This window comes from Curtobacterium sp. MCSS17_005, assembly GCF_003234225.2.
GTDB classification, from domain to species: Bacteria; Actinomycetota; Actinomycetes; order Actinomycetales; family Microbacteriaceae; genus Curtobacterium; species Curtobacterium flaccumfaciens.
Genome location: NZ_CP126258.1, coordinates 122,515 through 145,699 on the forward strand (window position 1 = coordinate 122,515; position 23,185 = coordinate 145,699).

Annotated in this window: 25 protein-coding genes; 15 read left to right on the top strand and 10 right to left on the bottom strand. The window is 71.9% G+C overall.

The features are described 5' to 3' along the window. Positions 1-3: 3 nt before the first annotated feature. On the bottom strand, positions 4-684 hold the full coding sequence (locus DEJ20_RS00570; RefSeq protein ID WP_111234430.1) for a DUF4232 domain-containing protein: 681 nt from the start codon (positions 682-684) through the stop codon (positions 4-6). 99 nt (positions 685-783) lie between these two features. Here DEJ20_RS00570 and DEJ20_RS00575 point away from each other — a divergent pair, with 99 nt between their 5' ends. Continuing rightward, positions 784-1,059, top strand: a complete 276-nt coding sequence (locus DEJ20_RS00575; RefSeq protein ID WP_111234429.1) for a hypothetical protein — start codon at positions 784-786, stop codon at positions 1,057-1,059. Between the two features lie 89 nt (positions 1,060-1,148). Here the strand turns inward: DEJ20_RS00575 and DEJ20_RS00580 are convergent, their stop codons facing one another. Together DEJ20_RS00580 and DEJ20_RS00585 are read right to left on the bottom strand one after the other, a co-directional pair. After that, entirely contained in the window at positions 1,149-1,547 is a 399-nt protein-coding gene (locus DEJ20_RS00580; RefSeq protein WP_111234428.1) for an NUDIX hydrolase, read from the bottom strand. A gap of 35 nt (positions 1,548-1,582) precedes the next feature. After that, positions 1,583-2,905 carry a glutamyl-tRNA reductase gene (locus DEJ20_RS00585; protein ID WP_111234427.1) on the bottom strand — a complete coding sequence of 441 codons (1,323 nt, stop codon included), beginning with the start codon at positions 2,903-2,905 and terminating at the stop codon, positions 1,583-1,585. Between the two features lie 38 nt (positions 2,906-2,943). Between DEJ20_RS00585 and hemE the strand changes: the two genes are divergently transcribed. From hemE to hemL, 11 genes are all read left to right on the top strand, one after another. Next, positions 2,944-4,080: a uroporphyrinogen decarboxylase gene (gene hemE / locus DEJ20_RS00590; protein ID WP_111234426.1), complete on the top strand. Its 1,137-nt coding sequence runs from the start codon at positions 2,944-2,946 to the stop codon at positions 4,078-4,080. Then, on the top strand, positions 4,077-5,393 hold the full coding sequence (locus DEJ20_RS00595) for a protoporphyrinogen/coproporphyrinogen oxidase (protein ID WP_111234425.1): 1,317 nt from the start codon (positions 4,077-4,079) through the stop codon (positions 5,391-5,393). The genes hemE and DEJ20_RS00595 overlap by 4 nt, the downstream gene beginning before the upstream one ends. Before the next feature lie 100 nt (positions 5,394-5,493). Beyond that, a complete protein-coding gene (locus DEJ20_RS00600) occupies positions 5,494-5,748 on the top strand; it encodes a hypothetical protein (RefSeq protein ID WP_017887727.1) in 255 nt (84 codons plus the stop codon). Further along, positions 5,745-6,203, top strand: a complete 459-nt coding sequence (locus DEJ20_RS00605; protein WP_111234424.1) for a phage holin family protein — start codon at positions 5,745-5,747, stop codon at positions 6,201-6,203. Before DEJ20_RS00600 ends, DEJ20_RS00605 begins: the two co-directional genes overlap by 4 nt. 41 nt (positions 6,204-6,244) lie before the next feature. Then, entirely contained in the window at positions 6,245-6,475 is a 231-nt protein-coding gene (locus DEJ20_RS00610; protein WP_027467026.1) for a DUF3618 domain-containing protein, read from the top strand. Positions 6,476-6,543: 68 nt separating this feature from the next. After that, positions 6,544-7,296: a hydrogen peroxide-dependent heme synthase gene (gene hemQ, locus DEJ20_RS00615; protein WP_111234423.1), complete on the top strand. Its 753-nt coding sequence runs from the start codon at positions 6,544-6,546 to the stop codon at positions 7,294-7,296. Beyond that, positions 7,293-8,525, top strand: coding sequence for a ferrochelatase (locus tag DEJ20_RS00620; RefSeq protein WP_111234422.1), 1,233 nt, complete (start codon positions 7,293-7,295; stop codon positions 8,523-8,525). The genes hemQ and DEJ20_RS00620 overlap by 4 nt, the downstream gene beginning before the upstream one ends. Further along, positions 8,522-9,574, top strand: a complete 1,053-nt coding sequence (gene hemC, locus DEJ20_RS00625) for a hydroxymethylbilane synthase (protein WP_258377074.1) — start codon at positions 8,522-8,524, stop codon at positions 9,572-9,574. Before DEJ20_RS00620 ends, hemC begins: the two co-directional genes overlap by 4 nt. Before the next feature lie 261 nt (positions 9,575-9,835). Beyond that, a complete protein-coding gene (locus DEJ20_RS00630) occupies positions 9,836-10,417 on the top strand; it encodes a uroporphyrinogen-III synthase (protein WP_258370482.1) in 582 nt (193 codons plus the stop codon). Continuing rightward, positions 10,414-11,469, top strand: coding sequence for a porphobilinogen synthase (hemB, locus tag DEJ20_RS00635; protein WP_284183360.1), 1,056 nt, complete (start codon positions 10,414-10,416; stop codon positions 11,467-11,469). Before DEJ20_RS00630 ends, hemB begins: the two co-directional genes overlap by 4 nt. After that, entirely contained in the window at positions 11,466-12,797 is a 1,332-nt protein-coding gene (gene hemL / locus DEJ20_RS00640; protein WP_111234419.1) for a glutamate-1-semialdehyde 2,1-aminomutase, read from the top strand. The genes hemB and hemL overlap by 4 nt, the downstream gene beginning before the upstream one ends. A gap of 48 nt (positions 12,798-12,845) precedes the next feature. On the opposite strand, the gene DEJ20_RS00645 is transcribed toward hemL, so the two are convergent. The 6 genes from DEJ20_RS00645 to DEJ20_RS00670 form a co-directional block, all read right to left on the bottom strand. Then, positions 12,846-13,238 (bottom strand): DUF8479 domain-containing protein, encoded by a 393-nt coding sequence (locus tag DEJ20_RS00645; RefSeq protein WP_111234418.1) that lies wholly within the window; start codon positions 13,236-13,238, stop codon positions 12,846-12,848. A gap of 134 nt (positions 13,239-13,372) precedes the next feature. Continuing rightward, positions 13,373-14,170, bottom strand: coding sequence for an ABC transporter ATP-binding protein (locus tag DEJ20_RS00650; protein ID WP_111234417.1), 798 nt, complete (start codon positions 14,168-14,170; stop codon positions 13,373-13,375). Then, positions 14,167-15,489: a hypothetical protein gene (locus DEJ20_RS00655; protein ID WP_111234416.1), complete on the bottom strand. Its 1,323-nt coding sequence runs from the start codon at positions 15,487-15,489 to the stop codon at positions 14,167-14,169. The genes DEJ20_RS00650 and DEJ20_RS00655 overlap by 4 nt, the downstream gene beginning before the upstream one ends. Positions 15,490-15,492: 3 nt before the next feature. After that, on the bottom strand, positions 15,493-16,161 hold the full coding sequence (locus DEJ20_RS00660) for a GntR family transcriptional regulator (RefSeq protein WP_071404482.1): 669 nt from the start codon (positions 16,159-16,161) through the stop codon (positions 15,493-15,495). Positions 16,162-16,253: 92 nt separating this feature from the next. Further along, positions 16,254-17,231: an MDR family oxidoreductase gene (locus DEJ20_RS00665; RefSeq protein ID WP_111234415.1), complete on the bottom strand. Its 978-nt coding sequence runs from the start codon at positions 17,229-17,231 to the stop codon at positions 16,254-16,256. A gap of 157 nt (positions 17,232-17,388) precedes the next feature. After that, the gene (locus tag DEJ20_RS00670; protein ID WP_111028748.1) at positions 17,389-18,417 is read right to left on the bottom strand and encodes a 6-phosphofructokinase; all 1,029 of its coding nucleotides are present in this window, start codon (positions 18,415-18,417) and stop codon (positions 17,389-17,391) included. 73 nt (positions 18,418-18,490) lie between these two features. Between DEJ20_RS00670 and DEJ20_RS00675 the strand changes: the two genes are divergently transcribed. Further along, positions 18,491-19,456 (top strand): DNA-3-methyladenine glycosylase family protein, encoded by a 966-nt coding sequence (locus tag DEJ20_RS00675; RefSeq protein WP_111234414.1) that lies wholly within the window; start codon positions 18,491-18,493, stop codon positions 19,454-19,456. A gap of 89 nt (positions 19,457-19,545) precedes the next feature. Next, positions 19,546-21,033, top strand: a complete 1,488-nt coding sequence (locus tag DEJ20_RS00680; RefSeq protein ID WP_111095605.1) for a sugar porter family MFS transporter — start codon at positions 19,546-19,548, stop codon at positions 21,031-21,033. Positions 21,034-21,101: 68 nt separating this feature from the next. Here the strand turns inward: DEJ20_RS00680 and DEJ20_RS00685 are convergent, their stop codons facing one another. Next, positions 21,102-21,959: an NAD-dependent epimerase/dehydratase family protein gene (locus tag DEJ20_RS00685; protein WP_111234413.1), complete on the bottom strand. Its 858-nt coding sequence runs from the start codon at positions 21,957-21,959 to the stop codon at positions 21,102-21,104. Between the two features lie 141 nt (positions 21,960-22,100). On the opposite strand from DEJ20_RS00685, the gene DEJ20_RS00690 reads away from it, so the two are divergent. After that, on the top strand, positions 22,101-23,162 hold the full coding sequence (locus tag DEJ20_RS00690; protein ID WP_111234412.1) for a TerC family protein: 1,062 nt from the start codon (positions 22,101-22,103) through the stop codon (positions 23,160-23,162). Positions 23,163-23,185 lie beyond the last annotated feature (23 nt).

Sequence of the window (23,185 nt, forward strand, 5' to 3'; positions counted from 1 at the left end):
CGCCTACGAGGTCGCCTGCCCCTCCGGCACGAACGCCTGCACGGACAGCAGTGAGGCATCGGCCGACGCACACGCCTGGAAGTCGGTGTCCTTCACGAACAGGGACTGCTTCGACCCGGGCGGGTACACGCGGAAGCCGTCCGGGGTCTCGGGCGAGCAGTCGCCCGCCGAGTAGTTCTCGGCCCGGACGATCTTGAGCGGTGCGACGGCGGTCTTGCCGGGCGCCAGGGTCACGGTCGGGTGCGGCGAGCTCTTCTCCGCCGTCGCCGCAGCCCCGATCTGCTTGCCGGTGCCACCCCCGACGAACGAGACGCCGGGCCACCCCTGCACGGTGCAGGTCGTCGACCCGGTGTTCTCGAGCACCAGGTGCACGATGACGCTGCCGGCGGCACCACCGCTGCCGGCCTCGATGCGTCCGGCCAACGACGACACCGCGCACCGGTCGCCGGAAGCCTCGCCGGTGGCACCGGATCCGGCGGACGAGCCGGACCCGGAGGACGGTGCCGCCGAGGCGGACTCCTCGGACGACTGCGGCGTGGACGCCGACGCGGACGGCGACGGCGCGGGCGCCGTGACTGTCTCGGTCGCGGCGGGCTGCCCGTCCGAGGCGCACCCCGCCAGAGTCCCGACGGCGACGAGCCCGGTCACGACGAGCAGGAACTTCGATCGGCTGCTGCGTTGCATGGTGCACAGGCAACCACCGAACGCCGCATCCGGTTCGGTCGGCGTCCAGGGACCACGGGCACACTCCGAGGCAAGCAACCCGAGCAGCGGAGGTCGGACATGACGGGCAAGCACGAACAGGCACGAGGCGACGAGGGTCGCGCGGACGGGGTCGAGCCCCGGGCCGGAGCCTTCACGGACAGCGAGATCCCGGGCGAGGAGCACGTCGAGTCGACGGAGCCCGTCGGCGAGTTCGTCTCGAGCGACATCCCCGGCGAGACCCGTCCCGACGGAGCCGGACCCGACGGCGAGTACGTCGACTCGGACATCCCCGGCGAGACCGAGCCAGCCCAGAACGGCGAGGTCGGGGAGTACACCGACACCGACAAGGCCTGACGAACCCGAGCGGAAGCGAGCCCATGCTCAAGGATGAGTACTCATCCTTGAGCATGGGCTCCTCTGCGTCGTCGCTCTGCGCCTGACGGTCAGTCGATCAGCTCCGCCGCCACCAGGCGGCGGAGCGTCTCCACGCCCGCAGGCGGGCAGCGGTCCGCGTTGACGGAGGTGACCCACTCGACCTCGTCCACCTCGGCCGAGGCGACGGGCGTGGCGGAGTCCAGCGGGCCTCCCGGCCGGACCAGGAACAGCGTCATCGCGACCATCGTCCCCGGAGCCTGCCCGTGGGCGGGCTCGAGCACGACGCCGAACGGGTCGACGTCGTCGGCGGTGAGCCGCAGGCCGGTCTCCTCGTACGCCTCGCGCACGGCGGCCTCGACGTCGGTCTCGTGCGGCTCCGCCTTGCCGCCGGGCAGGTAGAGCACGTCGCGCGCCCGGGCGCGCACCATCAGGACACGTCGGTCACGCACCAGCAGCAGCGCACTCACGCGCAGCGTGGGTGCTTGCGGAGCGGCCTGGAGGCTCAGCTCGCGTCCGCCTGGTCGTCGCGATCCGAGGCGGTCGGGTCCAGTGCCGTGCGGTCGGCCAGCGGGACGACGGGCGACGGCAGCTCCGGCTCGGCCTCCGGCCGGACGCCGTACAGGGAGTCGATCGCCCCGACGAACTCCTCGCCGCGACCGGCGCGACCGAGCTCACGGGCGCGGACCGAGGGACGGTGCAGCAGGACGCCGACCAGGTGCCGGAGCGCCCGCTCGGTGTGCTCGACGGACTCGCCGTCGGCGTCCGCGCGGCGCTTGGCCCGCTCGATCTCGTCGTCGAGGATGTCGAACACGTGCTTGCGGAACGCCACGAGCGCCGGGGTCGTCGACTGCTCCATCGCCTGGGCGCGGAACCGGGACACGGCGTCGTCGACCATCGCCCGGGCCTCGGACTCGGCGTTCAGCTCGGAGATCGGGGCGTGGATGCTGATCGTCTCGAGGTCGAGCAGTTCGACGCCGTCGACGCCGGCGGCCGCGGGGTCGACGTTGCGGGGGAGCCCGAGGTCGATGACGATGCGGCGGACCCCGTCGTCGAGGTCGGCCGGTGCGACGACCGGGACCTCGCTCGAGGTGCAGGTGATCAGGACGTCGCTCTCGCTGATGGCCTGGCGCAGGTCGCGGGCGGCGACGAGGTCGTGCTTGGCGGCGAACCAGGGTGCCCGGCCCGAGGGCGAGAACACCTGGATGTTCGAGGCGCCGCGGTCACGCAGGGCGGCGATGGTGGTGGCCGCGTAGCTGCCGGTGCCGACGAGCAGCACGCGGGTGCGGGCCCAGTCGGTGACCCGCGACGAGGCGAGTTCGAGGCCGAGGCGCACGAGTGACCGGCCGGCGGCGCCGATGCGGGTGCGGGTCTTGACGCCGCGGGAGGTGTGCGCGGCCTCTTGGAACAGGCGCTCGAGGTCCGAGGTGGTGGTGCCGTTCGACCGGGCGTCCTCGAGCGAGCGCCGGACCTGGCCGGAGATCTCGGTCTCGCCGACGACGACGGACTCGAGTCCGCTCGACACGGCGAACAGGTGCTGCACGACGTCCTTGCCGTCCAGCACGTTGACGGAGTCCAGGACCTCGGTGGCGTCCAGGTCGCTCGCGGCGGCCACGGCCTGCACGGTGGCGGAGACGGCCGAGTCGCTCTCGTCGCCCGCGATGTCGAGGTACGCCTCGAAACGGTTGCAGGTGGCGAGCACCACGGCACCGTCCAGGACGCCGGCATCCGTGACGAGTCGGCTGGCTGCCGCGGGTGCACCGATGCTCAGTCGCTCCAGGAGATCGAAGCTGGCGTTGCGATGCGACGCCGTGAGACAGATGAGCACGTAGTCAATGGTAACGCGCTCGATGGGAGAATCATCCGGTGACCGAAGCGACGACCACATCCCTCCCCGACTCCCACCCCCTGGCATCAGGGCGGACGAGTGGTTCCCGCCTGGTACGGGCCCTGCGGGGTGACCGTCCGGAGACGCTCCCGGTGTGGTTCATGCGGCAGGCCGGACGGTCCCTGCCGGAGTACCGGGAGCTCCGGATCGGCACGGCCATGCTCGACGCGTGCCTCGACCCGGAGATGGCGTCGGAGATCACCCTGCAGCCGGTGCGCCGGCACGGGGTCGACGCGGGCATCTTCTTCAGCGACATCGTCGTGCCGATCAAGCTCGCCGGTGTGGACGTGGAGATCGTCCCCGGTCGTGGCCCGGTGCTCTCGTCGCCGATCCGGACCCCCGCCGACGTCGACGCCCTCGAGCAGCTCGACCCCGCGGCCCTCGCCCCGATCGAGCAGGCCGTCCGACGCACGGTCGAGCAGCTCGGCGACACCCCGCTGATCGGTTTCGCGGGGGCGCCGTTCACCCTCGCCGCCTACCTGGTCGAGGGTGGCCCGTCCAAGGACCACATCCGCGCCCGCACGCTCATGCACGCCGACCCCGAGACCTGGTCGCGGCTGCTCGCGTGGGCCGCCGAGGTGTCCGGGATGTTCCTCCGGGCACAGGTGCTCGCCGGGGCCTCGGCCGCGCAGCTCTTCGACTCGTGGGTCGGGTCGCTCTCCCGCGCCGACTACGTCCGGTCCGTCGCACCGCACTCCGCGCAGGCGATGTCGCACGTCGCCGAGCTCGGGGTGCCGCGCATCCACTTCGGCGTCGGCAGCGGCGAGGTCCTGGCCGACATGACGACCTTCGGCACGGACACCGTCGGCGTCGACGCGGTCGGGGTCGACTGGCGCCTGCCGCTCGACCAGGCGGTCCAGCGCGTCGGCACCGGGGTCAGCGTGCAGGGCAACATCGACCCGGCGATGCTCTCGGCGCCGTGGGCTGTCCTCGAAGCGCACGTCCGCGACGTCGTCCGTCGGGGCGGCGCCGCACGGGCCCACGTCGTGAACCTCGGCCACGGGGTCCCGCCCGAGACCGACCCGGACGTCCTGACCCGGGTGGTCGAGCTGGTCCACTCGCTCGGCGACGGCCGCGCGGACGACGGTGCAGCGCAGGACGGAGCCGGCGCGTGACCGACGTCGTCGTGGTCGGCGGCGGGGTCGCCGGGCTCGTCACCGCCCGTGACCTCGCCAAGGGCGGCGCCCACGTGGTGCTCGTCGAGTCCTCGGGTGAGCTCGGCGGCATGATCCGTCGGCACACCGTCGGCGGGATCGACCTCGACATGGCGGCGGACTCCTTCGCCACCCGCACGGACGCTGTCGGCCGTCTGGCGATCGAGCTCGGGCTCGGCAACGACGTCGTCGCCCCCGACCCCCGCGGCGCCTGGCTGATGACCCGCGACGGCCGAACCTCACCGATCCCGGCGACCGGGCTCCTCGGCATCCCGAGCACCCCGATGGCCGCCGACGTGCTGGCCGTGGTCGGACAGAAGGGCGGCCTGCGCGCCCAGATGGACTCGCTGCTGCCGGCACCGGTCGGCGCCAAGGCCTCGTCGCTCGGCGAACTCGTCCGCCGGCGCATGGGGGAGCGGGTGCTCGACGACCTCGTGGTGCCGATCGCCGGTGGCGTGCACTCCACCCACCCCGACCAGCTCGACCCCGACCGGGTGGCTCCGGGCCTGCGCGCCGCACTCCTGCGCGAGGGCTCGCTCGCCCGGGCCGTCCTGTCGCTGCGGGCACGCGCGGCCGCCGGCACCCCGGTGCAGGGGATCCGCGGTGGGACGGTGCGCCTGGTGGACGAGCTCGTCGCCGACATGGCGACCTACGGGGTGGACGTCCGGCTGCACACCCGGGCGACCCGCATCGAGGCGCACGCGGTCGAGATCGTCGGCGCCGACGGCGCCACCGAACGGCTGCCGGCCCAGCACACCCTGTCCTCCGTCGCCGACCCGGAGCGTGCCGCCGCCCCCGACCGGACGGGCATCCAGCTCGTCACGCTCGTCGTCGACCAGCCCGAGCTCGACGCCGCCCCGCGCGGAACCGGGATGCTCGTGCACCCGGACGCGCAGGCCGTGTCGGCGAAGGCCCTCACGCACGCGACGGTGAAGTGGCCGTGGCTGGCCGACGTGGCGGACGGACGCCACGTCCTGCGGCTCAGCTACGCGACCACCGCGACGGACCCCGCGGGCGTCGCCACGAGCCTCCCGGTCGACCCGACCGACCCCGTCGGCAGCCGTGCGCTGCAGGACGCGTCCACGCTGCTCGGTGTGCCGATCACGGCCGACCGCGTCAGCGGTGCCGCACGTGTCGGCTGGTACGGACCGGACCTCACCGCGGCCGGGCTGGCCGAGGGCGTCGTCGGCATCGGCGAAGCCTCGACCGGACGCGGCCTCGCGGGGATCATCGCCGCCGCTCGGACGGCAGCCGACGAGATCATCGGTTCCTGAGCGGACCGCGCAGCCCCTGAGGGCTACTGTTGGTGAGACCGCCGGACGTATTCCGTTCGGTGCATGACCACCGCACAACCAATGCACGGAGGAATCGCACATGCGCGGAAAGCTCCTGTTCGTCGCCGGCGCCGCACTCGGGTACGTCCTGGGATCGCGAGCCGGACGGGCGCGGTACGAGCAGATCAAGACCGTCAGCGGCAAGGTCTGGAACAGCAACGGCGTCCAGAAGGGCGTGCACGTCGCCGAGGACTTCATCGCCGACAAGACCCCGGACGTCGCCGAGTTCATCGGTGAGACGACCAAGAAGGCCGTGCGCAAGGTCGGCCAGAAGAAGGACACCACCACCTCATGACCGACACCCGCGATCGCAAGTCGCGTTCGCTGTTCGGCCTGGTCGGCGACGTCCCGAAGCTCGTCAAGGGCCTGGTCAAGGGCGAGATCGACCTGCTCAAGGCCGAGATGCTCGCGAAAGCGAAGGTCTTCGGTCTCGCAGCCGGTCTGCTGGTCGGTGCGCTCGTCGTCGTGCTCTACGCGATCGGCGTCCTGCTGACCGCAGCCGTGATGGGCCTCGCGACCGTGATGCCGGCGTGGCTGGCCGCACTGGTGGTGGCCGTGGTGATGCTGATCATCGCCGCGATCCTCGGCCTGATCGGCTGGAAGCGCCTGAAGAAGGGCCTGCCGATCACGCCGAAGCGCACGATCGCCAGCGTGAAGGACGACATCAACGCGGTCAAGGGCCTCGGCAACAAGCCGACCCCGCCGACGCAGTACGGCAGCCGCAAGCCGGACGTCGACGGCCGCTCCTGAGCGCCGACAGCCCCGACAGCCGCACCACCGACGGAGGAACCGTGACCGACCCGCACGACGATCTCGCTGCTCGCGTCGCCGCGACCCGCGCCCAGCTGTTCGACACCCTCGACGCGATCGAGGACAAGCTCAACGTCCCGAAGCAGATCGGGATCGCGGCGTCGAAGTTCAAGCGCGGCCTCGACGAGAAGCCGGTGCCCTACCTGGCCGGTCTCGCAGCCGGCGTAGCGGTGGTCGGGGGTATCGTCGTGATGGTGCTCCGACGGCGGTAGACCGCCCGAGCGCGGTCCACCGGATGCGGGGCGGCCAACACCCTGGCAACCGATAGGACAATGGATCCATGAGCTCCGACGCGCCCGCCCACGCGAACGACCACCCCCACACCGAACCCGCCGAGACCGGTCAGCCGGACTCCGGGATCGACCCGAACCTGCTGACGGCCTACGCCCTCTGGGCAGTGTTCCGCCGGCCCCTCGGTCCGGTCCACCGCGTCGGCGACGACGCCGTGGCCGAACTCGACACCGTGATCGCCAGCGCCGCCGAGCGCGGGGTCACGATCCGTGGCTTCTACGACGTCTCGGCCTTCCGTGCCGACGCCGACGTCATGGTCTGGCTGCACGGCGACGACGCGCAGGCCATCCAGGCCGTGCTGCGCGAGATCCGTCGCACCGGCCTGTTCCAGGACGCCGAGCCGGTGTGGCACGTCATGGCCATGCACCGCGAGGCCGAGTTCAACAAGCGGCACACCCCCGCGTTCCTGCGCGGCAAGGACCCCGAGGCGTGGATCACGGTGTACCCGTTCGTCCGCTCCTACGAGTGGTACCTGCTGCCGGAAGAGGAGCGCTCGAAGATGCTCCGCGACCACGGCATCGCCGGCGCGAAGTACCGCCGCGTGCTCACGAACACCATCGCGACCTTCGCCCTGAGCGACTACGAGTGGATCCTGCCGCTCGAGAGCCCGGACCTCGTCGACCTCGTCGACCTGATGCGCGACCTCCGCTACACCGAGGCGCGCATGCACGTGCGCGAAGAGGTCCCCTTCTTCACGGGTCGTCGCGTGACGACCGCCGAACTCCCGGAGGTGCTGTCATGACCGACACCAGCATGATCACGAACGGCCAGGTCCTCGCTGCCACCCCCGCGGCGGCGTCCGGTCCCGAGCACGTCGAGACGCCGACCGCGTACGACGCGATCCTGCTCGCCGGCTTCGGCGGCCCCGAGGGCCAGGACGACGTCATCCCCTTCCTGCGCAACGTCACCCGTGGCCGCGGGATCCCGGACGAGCGACTCGAAGAAGTGGCGCACCACTACCGCCACTTCGGCGGCGTGAGCCCGATCAACGCGCAGAACCGTGCGCTCAAGGCCGCGCTCGAGGCCGAGCTGGCGTCGCGCGGCATCGACATGCCGGTCCTCTGGGGCAACCGCAACTGGGAGCCCTACCTCGAAGAAGCGTTCACCGAGGCGGCGGACAAGGGCTACACGAAGCTCGTCGCCATCGCCACGAGCGCGTACTCGTCGTTCTCGAGCTGCCGGCAGTACCGCGAGGACTACGCCCGCGTGCTCACCGAGACCGGTCTGATCGACACCATCCAGATCGACAAGATCCGCCAGTTCTTCGACCACCCGGGCTTCGTCCGCCCGTTCATCGACGGCGTCCGCGACGGCATGGCCCGCGCGATCGCCGAGAACGAGGGCCTCGACGTCGCGACCGAGCTGCAGGTGCTCTTCTCGACGCACTCGATCCCCTCGACCGACGCCGCCCGCTCGGGCCCCGACTACCGCGGGTTCGACGAGCACGGCGCGTACGAGGCGCAGCACCTGGCCGTCGGCGAGGTCGTCCTCGACCAGGCCTGGGCCGAGCTCCTCGAGCAGCCCGAGCACGCCCACCTGCAGGGCACGTCAAAGCCCGCCTGGAAGCTCGTCTACCAGTCGCGGTCGGGCCCCCCGACGCAGCCGTGGCTCGAGCCCGACATCAACGACTACATGAACGAGGACCTCAAGGGCGGCCCGACGCGTGCCGTGCTGATCGTCCCGCTCGGCTTCGTCAGCGACCACATGGAGGTCATGTGGGACCTCGACGAGGAAGCCACCGAGACCGCCGGTGAGCTCGGCTTCTGGTCGCTCCGCACGCAGACCCCCGGCATCGACCCGGCCTACGTGTCCGGTCTCGTCGACCTGGTGCTCGAGCGCGTCAACGGCACGCCCAAGGCCGAGCGCCCGCACATGACCGACATCGGCCCCTGGTACGACGTGTGCCGTCCGGGGTGCTGCGAGAACGTGCGAGCGGGGTTCAAGCCCGCCGCCGCGGGCGTCGCTCCGTGACCGACACGACCGTGGACGACCCCGGCGCCACAGGGCCCGACGGCCCGACCCCGATCCGGCTCGGCACCCGTGCCAGCCGTCTCGCGGTCGCGCAGTCGCAGGACGTGGCCGACCGCCTGGCGAAGGCGGCCGGTCGCCCCGTCGAACTCGTCACCGTCACGAGCGAGGGCGACACGAACCGTGCCTCCCTGGCGTCGCTCGGGGGCACCGGTGTCTTCGCCAGCGCCCTGCGTGAAGCCCTGGTCGCCGGCGAGGTCGACGTGCTCGTGCACTCGCTCAAGGACCTGCCGACCGCGCCGTACCCGGGGCTGACGATCGGTGCCGTGCCGAAGCGCGCGGACGCCCGTGACGTCCTCGTCGCCCGGAACGGCGCCACCGTCGAGACCCTGCCCGAGGGCGCGAAGGTCGGCACCGGTTCGCCCCGCCGTGCCGCGCAGCTCCGTGCGCAGCGCCCCGACCTCGACGTCGTCGACATCCGCGGCAACATCGACACCCGACTCGGCCGGGTGGACGACGACCTCGACGCCGTGGTGCTCGCCGCCGCCGGCCTCGGCCGCATCGACCGCCTGTCGGACGCCACGGAACTGCTCGACCTCGGCTTCTGGCCGAGTGCTCCCGGACAGGGTGCGCTCGCGGTGGAGATCCGCTCGGACGAGACCGACCGTGGGCTGCTCGCCGCGCTCCGCAAGATCGAGCACGCCCCCACCCGCCTGACGGTGACGGCCGAGCGCGAGGTCCTCGCCAAGCTCGAGGCCGGCTGCTCCGCCCCGATCGGTGCGACGGCCGTCGTGGACGCCGAGCTGCTGCTCGTGTCCGCGACCGTCTACCGTCCCGACGGCACCGAGTACCGCACGGCGTCGCACGCGGCCGTGCTCGACGGGTCCGCGCAGGAGCGTCTCGACGAAGCACTCGCGGTCGGTGGCCGCGTGGCGACCGAGCTGCTCGAGAACGGTGCCGCCGACCTCGCCGACCTGGCGACCACCGTCGCCGAGGACACCACGGACGGGCCGTACACCGCGGGCCCCGGCCTCGCGACGCCGGCCGAGTAGGCGGTCACCACGGAACCCTCCACCACCGCGACGCGGGACGAGGCGCGACCCCCGGTCGTCCTCGTCCCGCGTGGCGGTGCGTGGGGGGACCGGGTCGCCGCAGCGGCGCGGGCCCGTGGGCTCGCCCCCGTCGTCGTCCCCCTCATCACGGACGCTCCGCCGTCCGACCCCTCCGCGCTCGACGCTGCGGTCCGCCGCCTGGTCGCCTCCGGGGCGGCCGGGAGGAACGGATCGCCGAATTCTGTCGGTGGCCGAACCCCTGTGGCTGGTTACGCATGGGTGGTGGTGACCAGTGCGACGGCCGTGACGGTCCTGTCGGAACGCGTGGCGGGCCTCCCGGCCGGGGTGCGCGTCGCCGCGGTCGGCGAGCCGACCGCCCGTGCCGCGCGCGCTGCGGGCTGGGTCGTCGACCTGGTGCCGGACGAGACGTCCGCGGCCGGCCTGGTGCAGGAGTTGCCGGACACCGACGGCACCGTGCTGTTCCCCCGCTCCGAGATCGCGGCACCCACGCTCGTCGACGGCCTCCGTGCCCGCGGCATCGACGTGGACGACGTGGTCGCGTACCGTACCGTGGGGACCGGCGACGAGCCGATCACCCTCGAGACGGCGCCCGCTGCGGTGCTCGTGACGAGCGGCAGCGTCGCCCGCGAGATCGCCCGCCGGATGACCCCGCTCGACCCCCGCACCATCGTGGCCTGCATCGGCCCCGGGACCGCGACCGACGCCCGTGCGGCCGGACTCCCCGTGCACGCGGTCGGACGCACCCGGTCCGCAGAAGCCCTGCTCGACGCCGTCGTCGAGGCACTGAACCCAACCACCCCCCACCAGGAAGGTCACCCGTGACTGGACGCTTCCCCCAGGTCCGCCCCCGTCGGCTCCGCGCCACCCCCGCGATGCGACGACTCGTGGCCGAGACCCGGCTCCACCCCGCCGAGCTCGTGCTGCCGATGTTCATCCGCGAAGGCGCGACCGACGCCGTGGACATCTCGAGCATGCCGGGCGTGCAGCAGCACTCCCTCGACTCGTTCCGCCGCGCGCTGGTCGACGCCGCGTCGGTCGGTGTGGGTGGCGTGAACCTGTTCGGCGTCCCGGCCACGAAGGACGCCACCGGCTCCGGCGCGACCGACCCGGACGGCATCCTCAACGTGGCGATCCGTGTTGCTCGGCAAGAGGTCGGCGATGCCCTCGTGGTGCAGTCCGACCTGTGCCTCGACGAGTTCACCGACCACGGACACTGCGGTGTTCTGGCAGCCGACGGCTCCGTCGACAACGACGCCACCCTGCTGCGCTACCGCGACATGGCGGTCGCGCAGGCCGAAGCCGGTGCCGAGCTCGTCTGCATGAGCGGCATGATGGACGGCCAGATCGCCGCCGCACGTGACGCCCTCGACGGTGCCGGGCACAGCGGCACCGCGCTGCTCGCCTACGCCGCCAAGTACGCCTCGGCGTTCTACGGTCCCTTCCGCGAGGCCGTGTCGTCGTCGCTCGTCGGCGACCGCCGGACGTACCAGATCGACGCCGCGAACGGTCGGCAGGGGCTCCGCGAGGTCGAGCTCGACGTCGACGAGGGCGCCGACATCGTGATGGTGAAGCCGGCGATGAGCTACCTCGACGTGCTCGCCGAGACCGCTGCGACCTCGCCCGTCCCGGTCTGGGCGTACCAGATCTCCGGCGAGTACGCGATGATCACCGCAGCAGCGCAGAACGGGTGGATCGACCGCGACGCCGCCGCGATGGAGTCGCTCGTCGGCATCAAGCGCGCCGGTGCCGACGCGATCCTGACCTACTTCGCCGTCGACATCGCGCGGAAGCTCAACGAGGAAGCGGGCCTCCGCACCTCGGGCAGCACCGCGGACGTCGCCGGCATCGCCTCGACCGGGAAGGCCCCCGAATGACCACGAACGACCAGCTCTTCGGCCGTGCCAAGAACGCGATCCCGGGTGGTGTGAACTCCCCGGTCCGCGCCTACGGGTCGGTCGGCGGCACCCCGCGGTTCCTGGTGTCCGCGAAGGGCGCCTACGTCACCGACGCCGAGGGCCGCGAGTACGTCGACCTCGTCGCGTCGTGGGGCCCCGCGATCCTCGGGCACGCGCACCCCGGCACGGTCGAGGCGGTGCAGCAGGCCGCCGCGCGCGGACTGTCGTTCGGGGCGTCGACCCCGGGGGAGACCGAGCTTGCCGAACTGGTGAAGCAGCGGGTGTCGGTGGACGGCGACGGCCCCATCGAGAAGCTCCGCATGGTGTCGACCGGCACCGAGGCCACGATGACCGCGATCCGGCTGGCCCGCGGCTACACCGGTCGTGACCTGCTCGTGAAGTTCGCCGGGCACTACCACGGGCACTCGGACTCCCTGCTGGCCGAGGCCGGCTCGGGCGTCGCGACCCTGGCCATGCCGGGCAGTGCGGGCATCACCGCCGAGACCGCCGCGCAGACCCTCGTGCTGCCGTACAACGACCTCGACGCCGTCCGCCGGGCCTTCGACGAGCACTCCGAGCGCATCGCCGCCGTCATCGTCGAGTCCGCCGCCGCGAACATGGGCGTCCTGGCACCGGAGCGCGGCTTCAACCGTGCCCTGGCGCAGATCACGCAGTCGCACGGGGCTCTGCTCATCGTCGACGAGGTCCTGACCGGGTTCCGCGTCGGTGCTGCCGGCTGGTGGGGCCTCGAGGCGTCCAAGGTCGTGCCGGACGGCGCCGGGTGGAAGCCCGACCTCATCACGTTCGGCAAGGTCATCGGCGGTGGCATGCCCCTCGCCGCACTCGGCGGTCGGCGCGAGGTCATGGACTTCCTCGCCCCGCTCGGGCCGGTGTACCAGGCGGGCACCCTGTCGGGGAACCCGTTGGCCGTCGCCGCCGGCATCGCCACGCTGCGAGCCGCGACGCCGTCCGTGTACGAGTCGCTGAACCGCACGGCTGCGGTCATCTCGGCGGCCACGTCGGAGGCCCTGTCGGCCGAGGGTGTCGCCCACACCGTGCAGCGCGCCGGCAACCTGTTCTCGTTCGCGTTCACCGAGCAGGCACCGCGGAACTACGACGACGTGCGGGCACAGGACGTGTTCCGCTACGCGCCGTTCTTCCACGCGATGCTCGACGCCGGGGTGACCCTGCCGCCGAGCGTCTTCGAGGCGTGGTTCGTCACGGCCGCGCACGACGACCGCGCGGTCGGACGGATCCTCGACGCCCTGCCCGCGGCCGCGAAGGCTGCTGCCGCCGCGACCGCGTGACGGGCGCGGAGGCTGTTGCCGCCGCGACCGCGTGACGGGCGTCCGGGCTCAGGAGCAGTCGGCCTTCGTGAAGGTCGTGTCGACGGTCTTCGACGAGCCCTCGAACTTGTAGGTGTACCGCATGTCGACGTCCTCGTCGAGGAGCTTCTTCGTCTCGCTGTTCGAGCAGAGGTTCGGCCCGACGGCGTCGCGGATGGCCCCCTCGGTGATCGAGGCCGGATCGACGTTCGACGACACCGTGTAGACGTAGTGGATCGCGGCGCCCTCGGCCTCGATCCCGGTCCACGTCGTGACGGAGTCGACGTGCTTGGGTAGATCGCTCTGCTCGCGGATCTGCTCGACGGCCTTCGAGACCTTCTCCTCCGTGGAGTCGCTGAAGGCCGCGTTGAGGCCCTGGCGGACGAGGAACGCCACCACCACGGCCACGACGACACCGAGCACCGAGATCAGGACGCGCTTGCCTCGGGAGGACGACGACTTGGGCGGGGGTGCGTAGGGAGCGGCTCCGGCGGGGGCTGCCTGGGCGTACGGCTGGCCTGCGGGCTGCTGCGGGTACGGCTGGCCGCTGCACCTCGTCAGGCGGATCGGCGTGCCGCCCAGCGCCCTTCCGACCGCAGGATCGCGAGCGGGAAGTCGAACGCGTGCGACACCGCCGACGACGTGATGACCTCGTCCGAGGTGCCCTGGGCCACGACGGCGCCGTCGCGGAGCAGCATCGCGTGCGACGTCGAGGCCGGCAGGTCCTCCAGGTGGTGGGTCACCATGACGCTGCCCAGCTCGGGGTGCCGGTGCCGCAGCGCGTCGACGGTCTCGAGCAGGTGCTCCCGTGCGGCGACGTCGAGGCCGGTCGCCGGCTCGTCGAGCAGCAGCAGCTGGGGTTCGGACATCAGGGCACGGGCGATGAGGGCGCGTCCCCGCTCACCCTGCGACAGCACCGGCCAGCGGGCGTCCCGTCGTGCCGTGAGTCCGACGTTGGCGATGTGCTGCTCGGCCAGCGCGACCTGCTCGGCCGAGGGCTCCCATCGCATCATGAGGTCCGTCGTGCCGGTGAGCCCGGTGAGCACCGTCTCGAGCACCGTGAGCGGCGAGAGCATCCGGTGCCGGGGGTCGACGTGGCCGATATGCTCCCGGAGTTCGCGGACGTCGACGCGTCCGAGCCGGCGGCCGAGGACCTCGACCGTGCCGGCGGTGGGGTGTCCGGTCGCGCCGAGGACGGCCAGCAGCGTGGACTTGCCGGCCCCGTTCGGTCCGAGCAGCGCCCAGTGCTCCCCGCGCCGGACGGTCAGGTCGATGCCGTGCAGCAGGTCGCGGCCGGAGCGCGTGACGCGGACCCCGGTGGCGTGAATCAAGACGTCGTCGTGCGGGTCGGTCATGACCCCATCGTGCCCCACCGCGCCGTGACGTCGTCCACGTGCGCCCCTGCGACGTCGACGAACCGGCGGGCCGCTGCCCGGCCGGCACCGACGTTTCGGCTGCCGGCCGCCGTGTCGAGCGCCAGCCAGAGCGCTTCTGCGTCCCACTGCCGGAACGCCGGGGCCTCGGGCAGCGCGTAGGCGAGCCGAGCCATCGCGAGCCGGAGTGCCTGCCGCGTCCAGCGGTTGCCGGACTGCTCGGCCAGGAACCGGGTGACGGCGAACGCGCTCTCGGTGTAGCGGTGGTCGCGCACCTGGCCGTCCGCGCGCGCCCGTTCGACGAGCGCGCGGAACTCCTCGAGGTCGGGTCCGTGCAGCCCGGGCAGGACGTGGACGGCACCATGGGCGAAGACGCCGGTGAGCAGCTCCATCGTGTCGCGCCAGGTCGGGAGCGACGGCTCGACGATGCGGTGGCGTCCCCGGTCGCTCTCGGCGAGGCCCAGGTCGTGCAGCCAACGCATCCCGTGGAGGACCTGCTCGGGTGGGGCACCGGTCCGAGTCACGAGGTCCTCGAGCGTGTGCGTCGAGCCGACCGCCAACGCGCCGGAGCGGACGTCGCGGAGCAGGGCGCGGTCGACCGGGCCGACGCGGTGTTCGGTGGTGTCGTCCGCCGGGCGGCTCGTCCGCGGCACCCCGACGTTCCGCCGGTGGACCTCGAACAGCCCGTCGATGACCTCTGCCGCGGTGGTCGTGACGCCCGGGTCGCCGGTGTCCACGGCGCGGCCGGTGGTCACGAACCAGGCGTGCACGTCGTGGACCGACCAGAGCTGGGTGGGGACGCGTGCCCACCGCATCCGCTCGAACGCACGCAGACCCAGGCTGCGCACCAGGATGTTCGGGCAGTGCTCGAACCAGAACTGGCAGGCGGCGGAGAACGCCGTCGGGTACTCCGGCAACCGGAGTGCAGCGGTGGTGCGGGCCCGCGCGACCCGGCGATCGAGCTCGGCGCGCAGTTCGGGGGTGAGCGCCGGGATCGTGGCACGGAGGGCCGGACCGAGGAGCGAGACCCAGAAGTCCAGTGCGTCGGACAGGTCGGCGTCGGAGAGCTCCTCGTACTGCCACGTGCCGTCCGGCTGGTGGACCAGGATGCCGAGGTCCTCGAGCCGAGCCGCCGCCGATCGGACCTCACCGAGCGAAGCGCCCCACTCCCAGCTCAGTGCGTCGAGGTCGACGGACACCGGTCCGCGGGGGCCGGTCCGGACGTGGGCGAGCAGGGACGTGTAGGCGTCGTCGTTCGCCGCCGCCCAGGGGTCGGCGTCACCCCACTCGCCGACGACCACGGGTCAGCCGCGGTCGGCGCGGACCGCTTCGATGTGCTGTTCGAAGTTGCGGGTGAGGGCGCGTCCGGCCTCGGCAGCGCCTTCACCGTCGCGCTCGGTGAGCGCTTCGCGCAGGATCGAGAAGAACGCCTCGGACCCGTACTGCTCGAACGCCGGCGTGGGGTTGAGCGTGAAGCGGACCCGCTCCATGGCACCGACGGCCGCGTTCTGCACCAGGGGGTTGCCGGAGTGCTCGACCGCGAACTCGATGATCTCGGTGAGGGCGCCGCTGAAGCCGTAGTCCCGCACCTTGCGCATGCGGTCGGCCTTGTCGAGCAGCGCGGTGAGGGCTTCGACGTCCTCGTCGCTGTACTCGGGGACGCCCCAGCGCAGGCTGAGCTCGAAGAACCCGGCGGTCGCGCGGGTCGCGATGACCCAGTCCTCGAAGGTCGGGGTGGCGACGCGGGTGTAGCGGTTCGCCTCCATCTCGACCAGGCCGATGTCGACGAGCTTCGCGATCGCCTCGCGGATCGGGGTGCGACTCACACCCAGCCACTGGACCAGCTCGTCGTCGTTCAGGCGCTCGCCGTGCTGCAGCGTGCCGTCGCGCAGGGCCGCGAGCATCTTGTCGTAGACGACGTCGCGCAGGAGCTTCCGGGGAGAGCTCTCCACGGTGGACTTGGGGACCGGCATGTCATCTCCTCGAGGACGAAATCGACACTCGAAATCCTAGCGTGCCAATATGCAAACGTTTGCTGAATCAACCGCTCGGGAAACATTCCAGATCAGCCCGCGACGGCGACGACCGTCCGACCGTGCACCCGTCCTGCGACGACCTCGGCCCCCACCGCGATGGCCTGCTCGGGCGTGACGGTGCGGGTGACGTCGGCCAGGAGCGCCGCGTCGAGGTCGGTCGCGAGCCGATCCCACGCCCGACGTCGGAGCTCGAGCGGGGCGTCGACGGAGTTGATCCCGAGCAGCGACACCGACCGCAGGATGAACGGCAGCACGGTCGTCGGCAGCGCGGAGTCCTGCGCCAGCCCGCACGCCGTGACGGCACCACCCCACCGGGTCGATGCCAGGACGTTCGCCAGCGTGGCCCCGCCGACGCTGTCCACCGCTCCGGCCCAGGTGGCGCGCTGCATCGGCTTGCCCGGCTCGGACAGGGTGCCGCGGTCGACCACCTCGGTGGCCCCGAGCCGGCGGAGCGAGTCCGTGTTGGCCGCGCGACCGGTCGACGCCGTGACCCGGTACCCGCGGGCCGCGAGCAGTGCGATCGCCACGGTGCCGACCCCGCCGGACGCCCCGGTCACCAGCACCGGCCCGTCGTCCGGCGCGAGGAAGCGCTCGAGCGCCAGCACACTGAGCATCGCCGTGAACCCCGCGGTACCGATGGCCGCCGCGAACGAGTCGTCGATCGCCTCGGGCAGAACGACGAGCGACCCCGACGGCACCACGGCCTGCCTTGCCCAGCCCCCGTGCCGTGTCTCACCCAGGCCGGCACCGTTCAGCACCACCCGGTCACCGATCGCGACCTCGTGCACGCCCGGCCCGAGCCCCGACACCGTGCCGACCACGTCGATCCCCGGCACGAGTGGGTCGAGCCGGGCGACGCCGGGGTTCCGCGCGAGGGCCAGGCCGTCCTTGTAGTTGACGCTCGAGTACGTGACGTCGACGAGGGCCTCGCCCTCTGCCGGATCCGGCAGGTCGACGTCGGTGACGGTGGGCGGGGCTGCACTGGACACGAGGACGGCGCGGGTCATGCGCCGGACGCTACCCCGGGCCTCCCGGCCTTCGGTCCGTTCTTTCCCAGAACGCGTGCGATGCCTGGTGGATTCGGGCGTACCGGGGCAGAACATCCGACCGGGTACGCCCGATTCGACCGGGTACGCCCGAAACGCCCCGGCAGCCCAGCCCACCTCAGCCGAACATGATGGCGGCCTCGTCGAAGCGTGCCTGCGGCACCGTCTTGAGCTCGCCGAGCGCCTCCTCGAACGAGACGTGCTCGATCTCGGTGCCGCGCAGCGCCACCATCCGGCCCCAGCGCTCCTCGACGACCGAGTCGATCGCCGCCAGCCCGAGCCGGGTCGAGAGCACCCGGTCGTACGCGGTCGGCGTGCCACCGCGCTGGATGTGCCCCAGGGTCGTGGCCCGCGTCTCGATGCCCGTCATCTCCTCGATGAGCGGCGCGAGGCGCTCGCCGATGCCACCGAGTCGCGGACGCCCGAAGGCGTCGAGCCCGCGCTCGGTGTGCGCCGTGTCCTCGTGGTCGGGGACGAAGCCCTCGGCAACCACCACGAGCGGTGCGCGACCGCGGTCGTAGGCGGCCCGCACCCACTTCGCGATCTGTTCCATGCTCGTCTTCTGCTCCGGGATGAGGATCGCGTGCGCGCCCGCGGCCATGCCGGAGTGCAGCGCGATCCAGCCCACGTGCCGGCCCATCACCTCGGCGACCATGCAGCGCGAGTGCGACTCGCCGGTGGTGCGCAGGCGGTCCATGGCCTCGGTCGCGATGGCGACGGCGGTGTCGAAGCCGAAGGTGTAGTCGGTCGCACCCAGGTCGTTGTCGACCGTCTTCGGCACGCCCACGATCTTCAGCCCGGCGTCGGTCAGGCGCTTCGCGGCGGCCAGGGTGCCCTCGCCACCGATCGCGACGATGGCGTCGATGCCGTGCCGCTGCAGGGTCGCGGAGATGTTCTCGAACCCGCCGTTGGGGCCCTCGAACGGGTTCGTGCGGCTGGTGCCGAGGATCGTGCCGCCCTGCTTCGCGATGCCCTGGATGTCCTTGCGGCCGAGCGGGACGATGTCGCCGTCGACCACCCCGCGCCACCCGTCGCGGAAGCCGACGAAGTCGTGTCCGTAGATGGCGATGCCCTTCAGGACGATCGCGCGGATGACCGCGTTCAGGCCGGGGCAGTCGCCTCCGGAGGTGAGGATGCCGATGCGCATGGGAACTCCGTCGTCGGGTGGTGGGGATCAGTGCCCATCATGACTGACGGTGGTTCCGCATTACCATCCCCGTGTGTCCCTGCTCGCTTCCACCGCCGTCGACGCCGCTGGTGCGTCCGGCGACGCGTCTCGCGTCGACACGGTGTACCGGCCTGGAGGCGCGGTGGACGTCGCGTCGACCCTGCGGCCCCTGCAGCGCGGCTCCGGCGACCCGGCCTTCCAGGTGGTCGGCGGTGTCGTGTGGCTCGCGCTGCGCACGCCCTCCGGTCCCGCCTCCGTGGCGATCCGGCGGGCCGGCGACACCATCGCGGTGTCGGCGTGGGGCAGCGGAGCCCCGTGGGCGGTCGAGCACGCCCCCGATCTGCTCGGACGCGGCGACGACTGGTCGTCGTTCGACGTCTCCGGCAACGAGTTCCTCGCCGCGGCACGACACCGGCAGCCCGGGCTCCGGCTGCTCCGCACGAACACCGTGGTCGCGATGCTCGTCCCGGCGATCATGGAGCAGAAGGTGACCTCGCGGCAGGCGTGGGGCGCGTGGCGGTACCTGCTCCGTCGGCACGGCACCCCGGCGCCCGGTCCGGCACCCGCGGGCATGATGGTGCCGCCGAACGCTCCGACGTGGGCGCGGATCCCGAGCTGGGAGTGGCACCGGGCGGGCATCGAACCGGGGCGCTCGGCCACCGTCATGCGCGCCGTGAAGCTCGCGCCGGCACTCGAACGGACCCTGGCGCACGGGCGCGGTGGCGAGGTCGTGTCCACCAAGCTGCAGTCGATCCCCGGGGTGGGTCGGTGGACCGCCGCCGAGACCGCGCAGCGCTCCCACGGCGACCCGGACTCGCCGAGCGTGGGGGACTTCCACGTGCCGGCGCTCGTCGGGTGGGCGCTCACCGGGGCCCCGGTCGACGACGACGGGATGCTCGAGCTGCTCGAACCCTGGCGCGGGCACCGGGAGCGTGTCGTGCGGTTGATCGGTGGCTCCGGGTTCCGGAAGCCGTCGTTCGGGCCGCGGATCACGATCCAGGACCACCGAGGGCACTGAGCGCGAGCGACGCTTCCTCAACGTCCGTTCGTGCTGGTCCGCCTACCGTGACCGCCGGTCCGGGGCGCGCCCGGCACGGAGAGGACGCGATGACGACCACCACTGACGAGGACGAGCACGACAAGGTGCCCGGCGTCCCCCCGGAGATCCCCGAGGACACCGGGTCGGCCGAGACGGCTCGCGTCACGAAGCGGCACGTCACCCGGGTCGCGTTCGTCGCGGCACTCGGCGGACTGCTCTACGGCTACGACACCGGCGTCATCTCCGGCACCCTCATCGAGATCGGCAAGGAGTTCTCGATCGGTTCCGCCGTCAAGGAGTTCATCACAGCGTCGATCCTGGTCGGCGCGATCCTCGGCGCACTCGTCACCGGTCCGATCTCGGCGAAGATCGGCCGGCGGCGGACCATCCTGCTTATCGCGGGGGTCTTCGGCCTGGGCGTGCTCTTCGCCGCGGTGTCGCCGAGTCCGGTGTTCCTGATCCTCAGCCGGCTGTTCCTCGGTCTGGCGGTGGGCGGTTCGACCCAGACGATCCCGACCTACATCGCCGAGATCGCCCCGGGTCCGCGTCGCGGCAGCCTGGTCACGGTGTTCAACTGCGCGATCGGCGTCGGCATCCTGTCGGCCGCCATCGTCGGGGTGGCCCTGAACGGCGTCGTGTCCTGGCGCTTCATGATCGGGGTCGCCGCCGCACCCGCCATCGTGCTGCTGCTCGGGATGCTCCGACTGCCCGAGAGCCCGCGCTGGTTCGTGTCGCAGGACCGCATCGGTCCGGCTCGACGGGTGCTCCGCTGGCTGCGCCCGGACCACGATGCCGCCGAGGACGAGCTCGACGACATCCGCAAGCTCGACGAGGCCGAACCGAGCGCCGGTTCCGGGCAGTGGGCCCAGCTGCGCAAGCCGTGGGTCCGGCCAGCCCTGATCGCGGGACTCATCGTCGCCGCGTTCACGCAGCTGACCGGCCTCGAGATGATGATCTACTACACGCCGACGATCCTCACCGATGCCGGGTTCCCGCACGTCTACTCCCTGTGGGCGAACGTCGGGGTGGGTGTCGTCTACCTCGTGATGACGTTCGTCGGGTCGCGGCTGGTGGACCGGATCGGGCGTCGACGGCTGACCCTCGTGATGCTGCCGGGTGCCGCCGTGAGCATCGGCCTGTTCGGTGTGCTCTTCTACGTGCAGGACGGCAAGCCCTCACCGGTGCTCACGCTCGTGCTGATCCTGGCGTTCATGTTCTTCCAGGCCGGCGGCATCCAGGTCGTCGGGTGGCTCGTCGGTTCCGAGATGTACCCGCTGCGGATCCGGGCCGCCGCGACGAGCCTGCACGCGATGGTGCTCTGGGGCGCCAACCTGCTGGTGACCTCGACCGCGCTGACGCTGACCGGCTGGATCAGCCTGGGCGGCACGATGCTCGTCTACGCCGCGCTCAACGTGCTCGGGTGGGTCCTGGTGTTCCTGCGGGTGCCGGAGACGAAGGGCAAGTCCCTGGAGCAGATCGAGCAGTCCCTGCGGGACGAGACGTTCCTGCCGCACCGGGGCGGACGCGAGCGTCGCGCCGTGGACCGGACCGCCTGACGGACAGGAGGCCCGTGGCTGCGTCCGCCACGGGCCTCCAGGCCGTCAGATTGCGGCTCCCGTGCGCGTCACGGGTGGCGGGTGCCCGCACCCGCCAGCACGGCGCGGTAGCCCTCGCGGAACGTCGGGTACTGCGGTGTCCAGCCCGTCGACCGGAGGAGCGCGTTCGACAGGCGCTTGTCGCCGCCGGCCTGCCGCGCGTCACCGTCGCCCGTCGACGGCTCGGCGACATGGAGTTCGTCGGCCAGGAACCGCAGCACGTCGTCCAGCCGACTCGGTTCGTCGTCCGTCCCCAGGTAGAGCGGCGCCGGGTCGGGCAGGGCCGCCAGGTGCACGAGTGCGGCGGCGGCGTCGTCGCGGTGGATGCGGTTCGTGTGCGGTGAGGTGCCCGGCGCCAGCCGAGCGGACCCGGACCGGACTTGATCGATGAGTCGCTCCCGGCCGGGGCCGTAGACGCCCGACAGCCGGACCAGCACGGCGCCGGGAGCGCGCTCGCGCAGCAGGACCTCGGCCTCGACCAGGACCTCGGCGGTCGGGGTCGCCCCGCGCGCGGGTGTCTCCTCGGTGACCTCGCTGCCGTCCGAGACGTCGTACACGGCGGTCGAGGACACGACGAGCACCCGGGCGTCGGCCTCCGAGGCGTCGATGCCGTCGAGCACGTTGCGCAGGCCGTCCACGTAGGTGGCGCGGTACTCGTCGACGTCGCGGCTGCCGGCGGCGAAGGCCACGACGACGACGCTCGTGCCGGCGGGGATCTCGGGGACCTCGTTGCGCAGGTCGACGCTCCGGCCGGTGATCGGTGCGGGGATCAGCTCGGCACGGCGGCGGAGTCCGATCACGTGGTGGCCCAGGTCGGCGAAGCGCAGGCCGGCTTCGGTCCCGAGGTCGCCGCATCCGGCGATGACGACTGTCGTGGAGTTCTGCACTGCTCGACCTTGGCACGCGCAGATGGGCGTCTCTGTCCGCCGCACGCAGCCCCCGGGTTCGCCACCGCTCGGATCATGCCGGAGACTGGTGCGGGTCGCTCACGAAGCTGCCCGCCCCACCACCAGCAAGGAAGGCTCCGCATGCCCGAGCTCCCCGTCGTGTTCGAAGTCGGCTCGATGATCGCCCTGGTCGCGATCCTGCTCGCCGACCTGCTCATCGTCGCGCGCCGCCCGCACGTGCCGACGCTGCGCGAGTCCGGCATCTGGGTGGGCATCTACGTCGGGCTGGCGCTGATCTTCGCGGTGCTCATGCTGGTCTTCGCCGGTGGCGACTCCGCGGGTCAGTTCCTGGCGGGCTGGCTGACCGAGTACAGCCTGAGCATCGACAACCTGTTCGTGTTCGTCATCATCATGGCGCGCTTCTCGGTGCCGAAGAAGATCCAGCAGGAGGTGCTGCTGCTCGGCATCATCATCGCGCTCGTGCTCCGCGGCATCTTCATCCTGGTCGGCGCGCAGCTCATCGAGAACTTCTCGTGGATCTTCTACATCTTCGGCGCTTGGCTGATCTGGACGGCGATCCAGCAGCTGCGCGGCGAGGACGAGGACGAGCAGAAGGACACCTTCATCGTCCGGCTGCTCCGCCGTCGGGTCCGCCTCACCGACACGTACGACGGCATGAAGTTCCGCACCCACCACGACGGTGTCCGGCACTTCACGCCGCTGCTCATCGTGCTCATCGCGATCGGCACCACCGACCTGCTGTTCGCGCTCGACTCGATCCCGGCGATCTTCGGCATCACCGAGAGCCCCTTCATCGTGTTCACCGCGAACGTCTTCGCGCTGATGGGCCTGCGCCAGCTCTACTTCCTGCTGGGCGGACTGCTCGAGCGCCTGGTCTACCTGAAGTACGGCATCGCCGTGATCCTGGCCTTCATCGGCGTGAAGCTCGTCCTGCACGCGCTGCACGACAACGAGCTGCCGTTCCTGAACGGCGGCCACCACATCGAGTGGGCGCCGGAGATCAACACGTGGGTGTCCCTGCTGGTGATCGTCGCCGCGATGGCCGTGTCGACGCTGGCGAGCCTCGTCCGGATGCGCGGGGAGACCCCCGCCGACGCCGTGACCGCGGACGACACAGCGGCGGACGACGACCGATCCGACCAGGACCGCGCCGACCAGGACCGGGCCCGCACCTCCGACTGAAACCCGTTTGAACGATCCGCCCT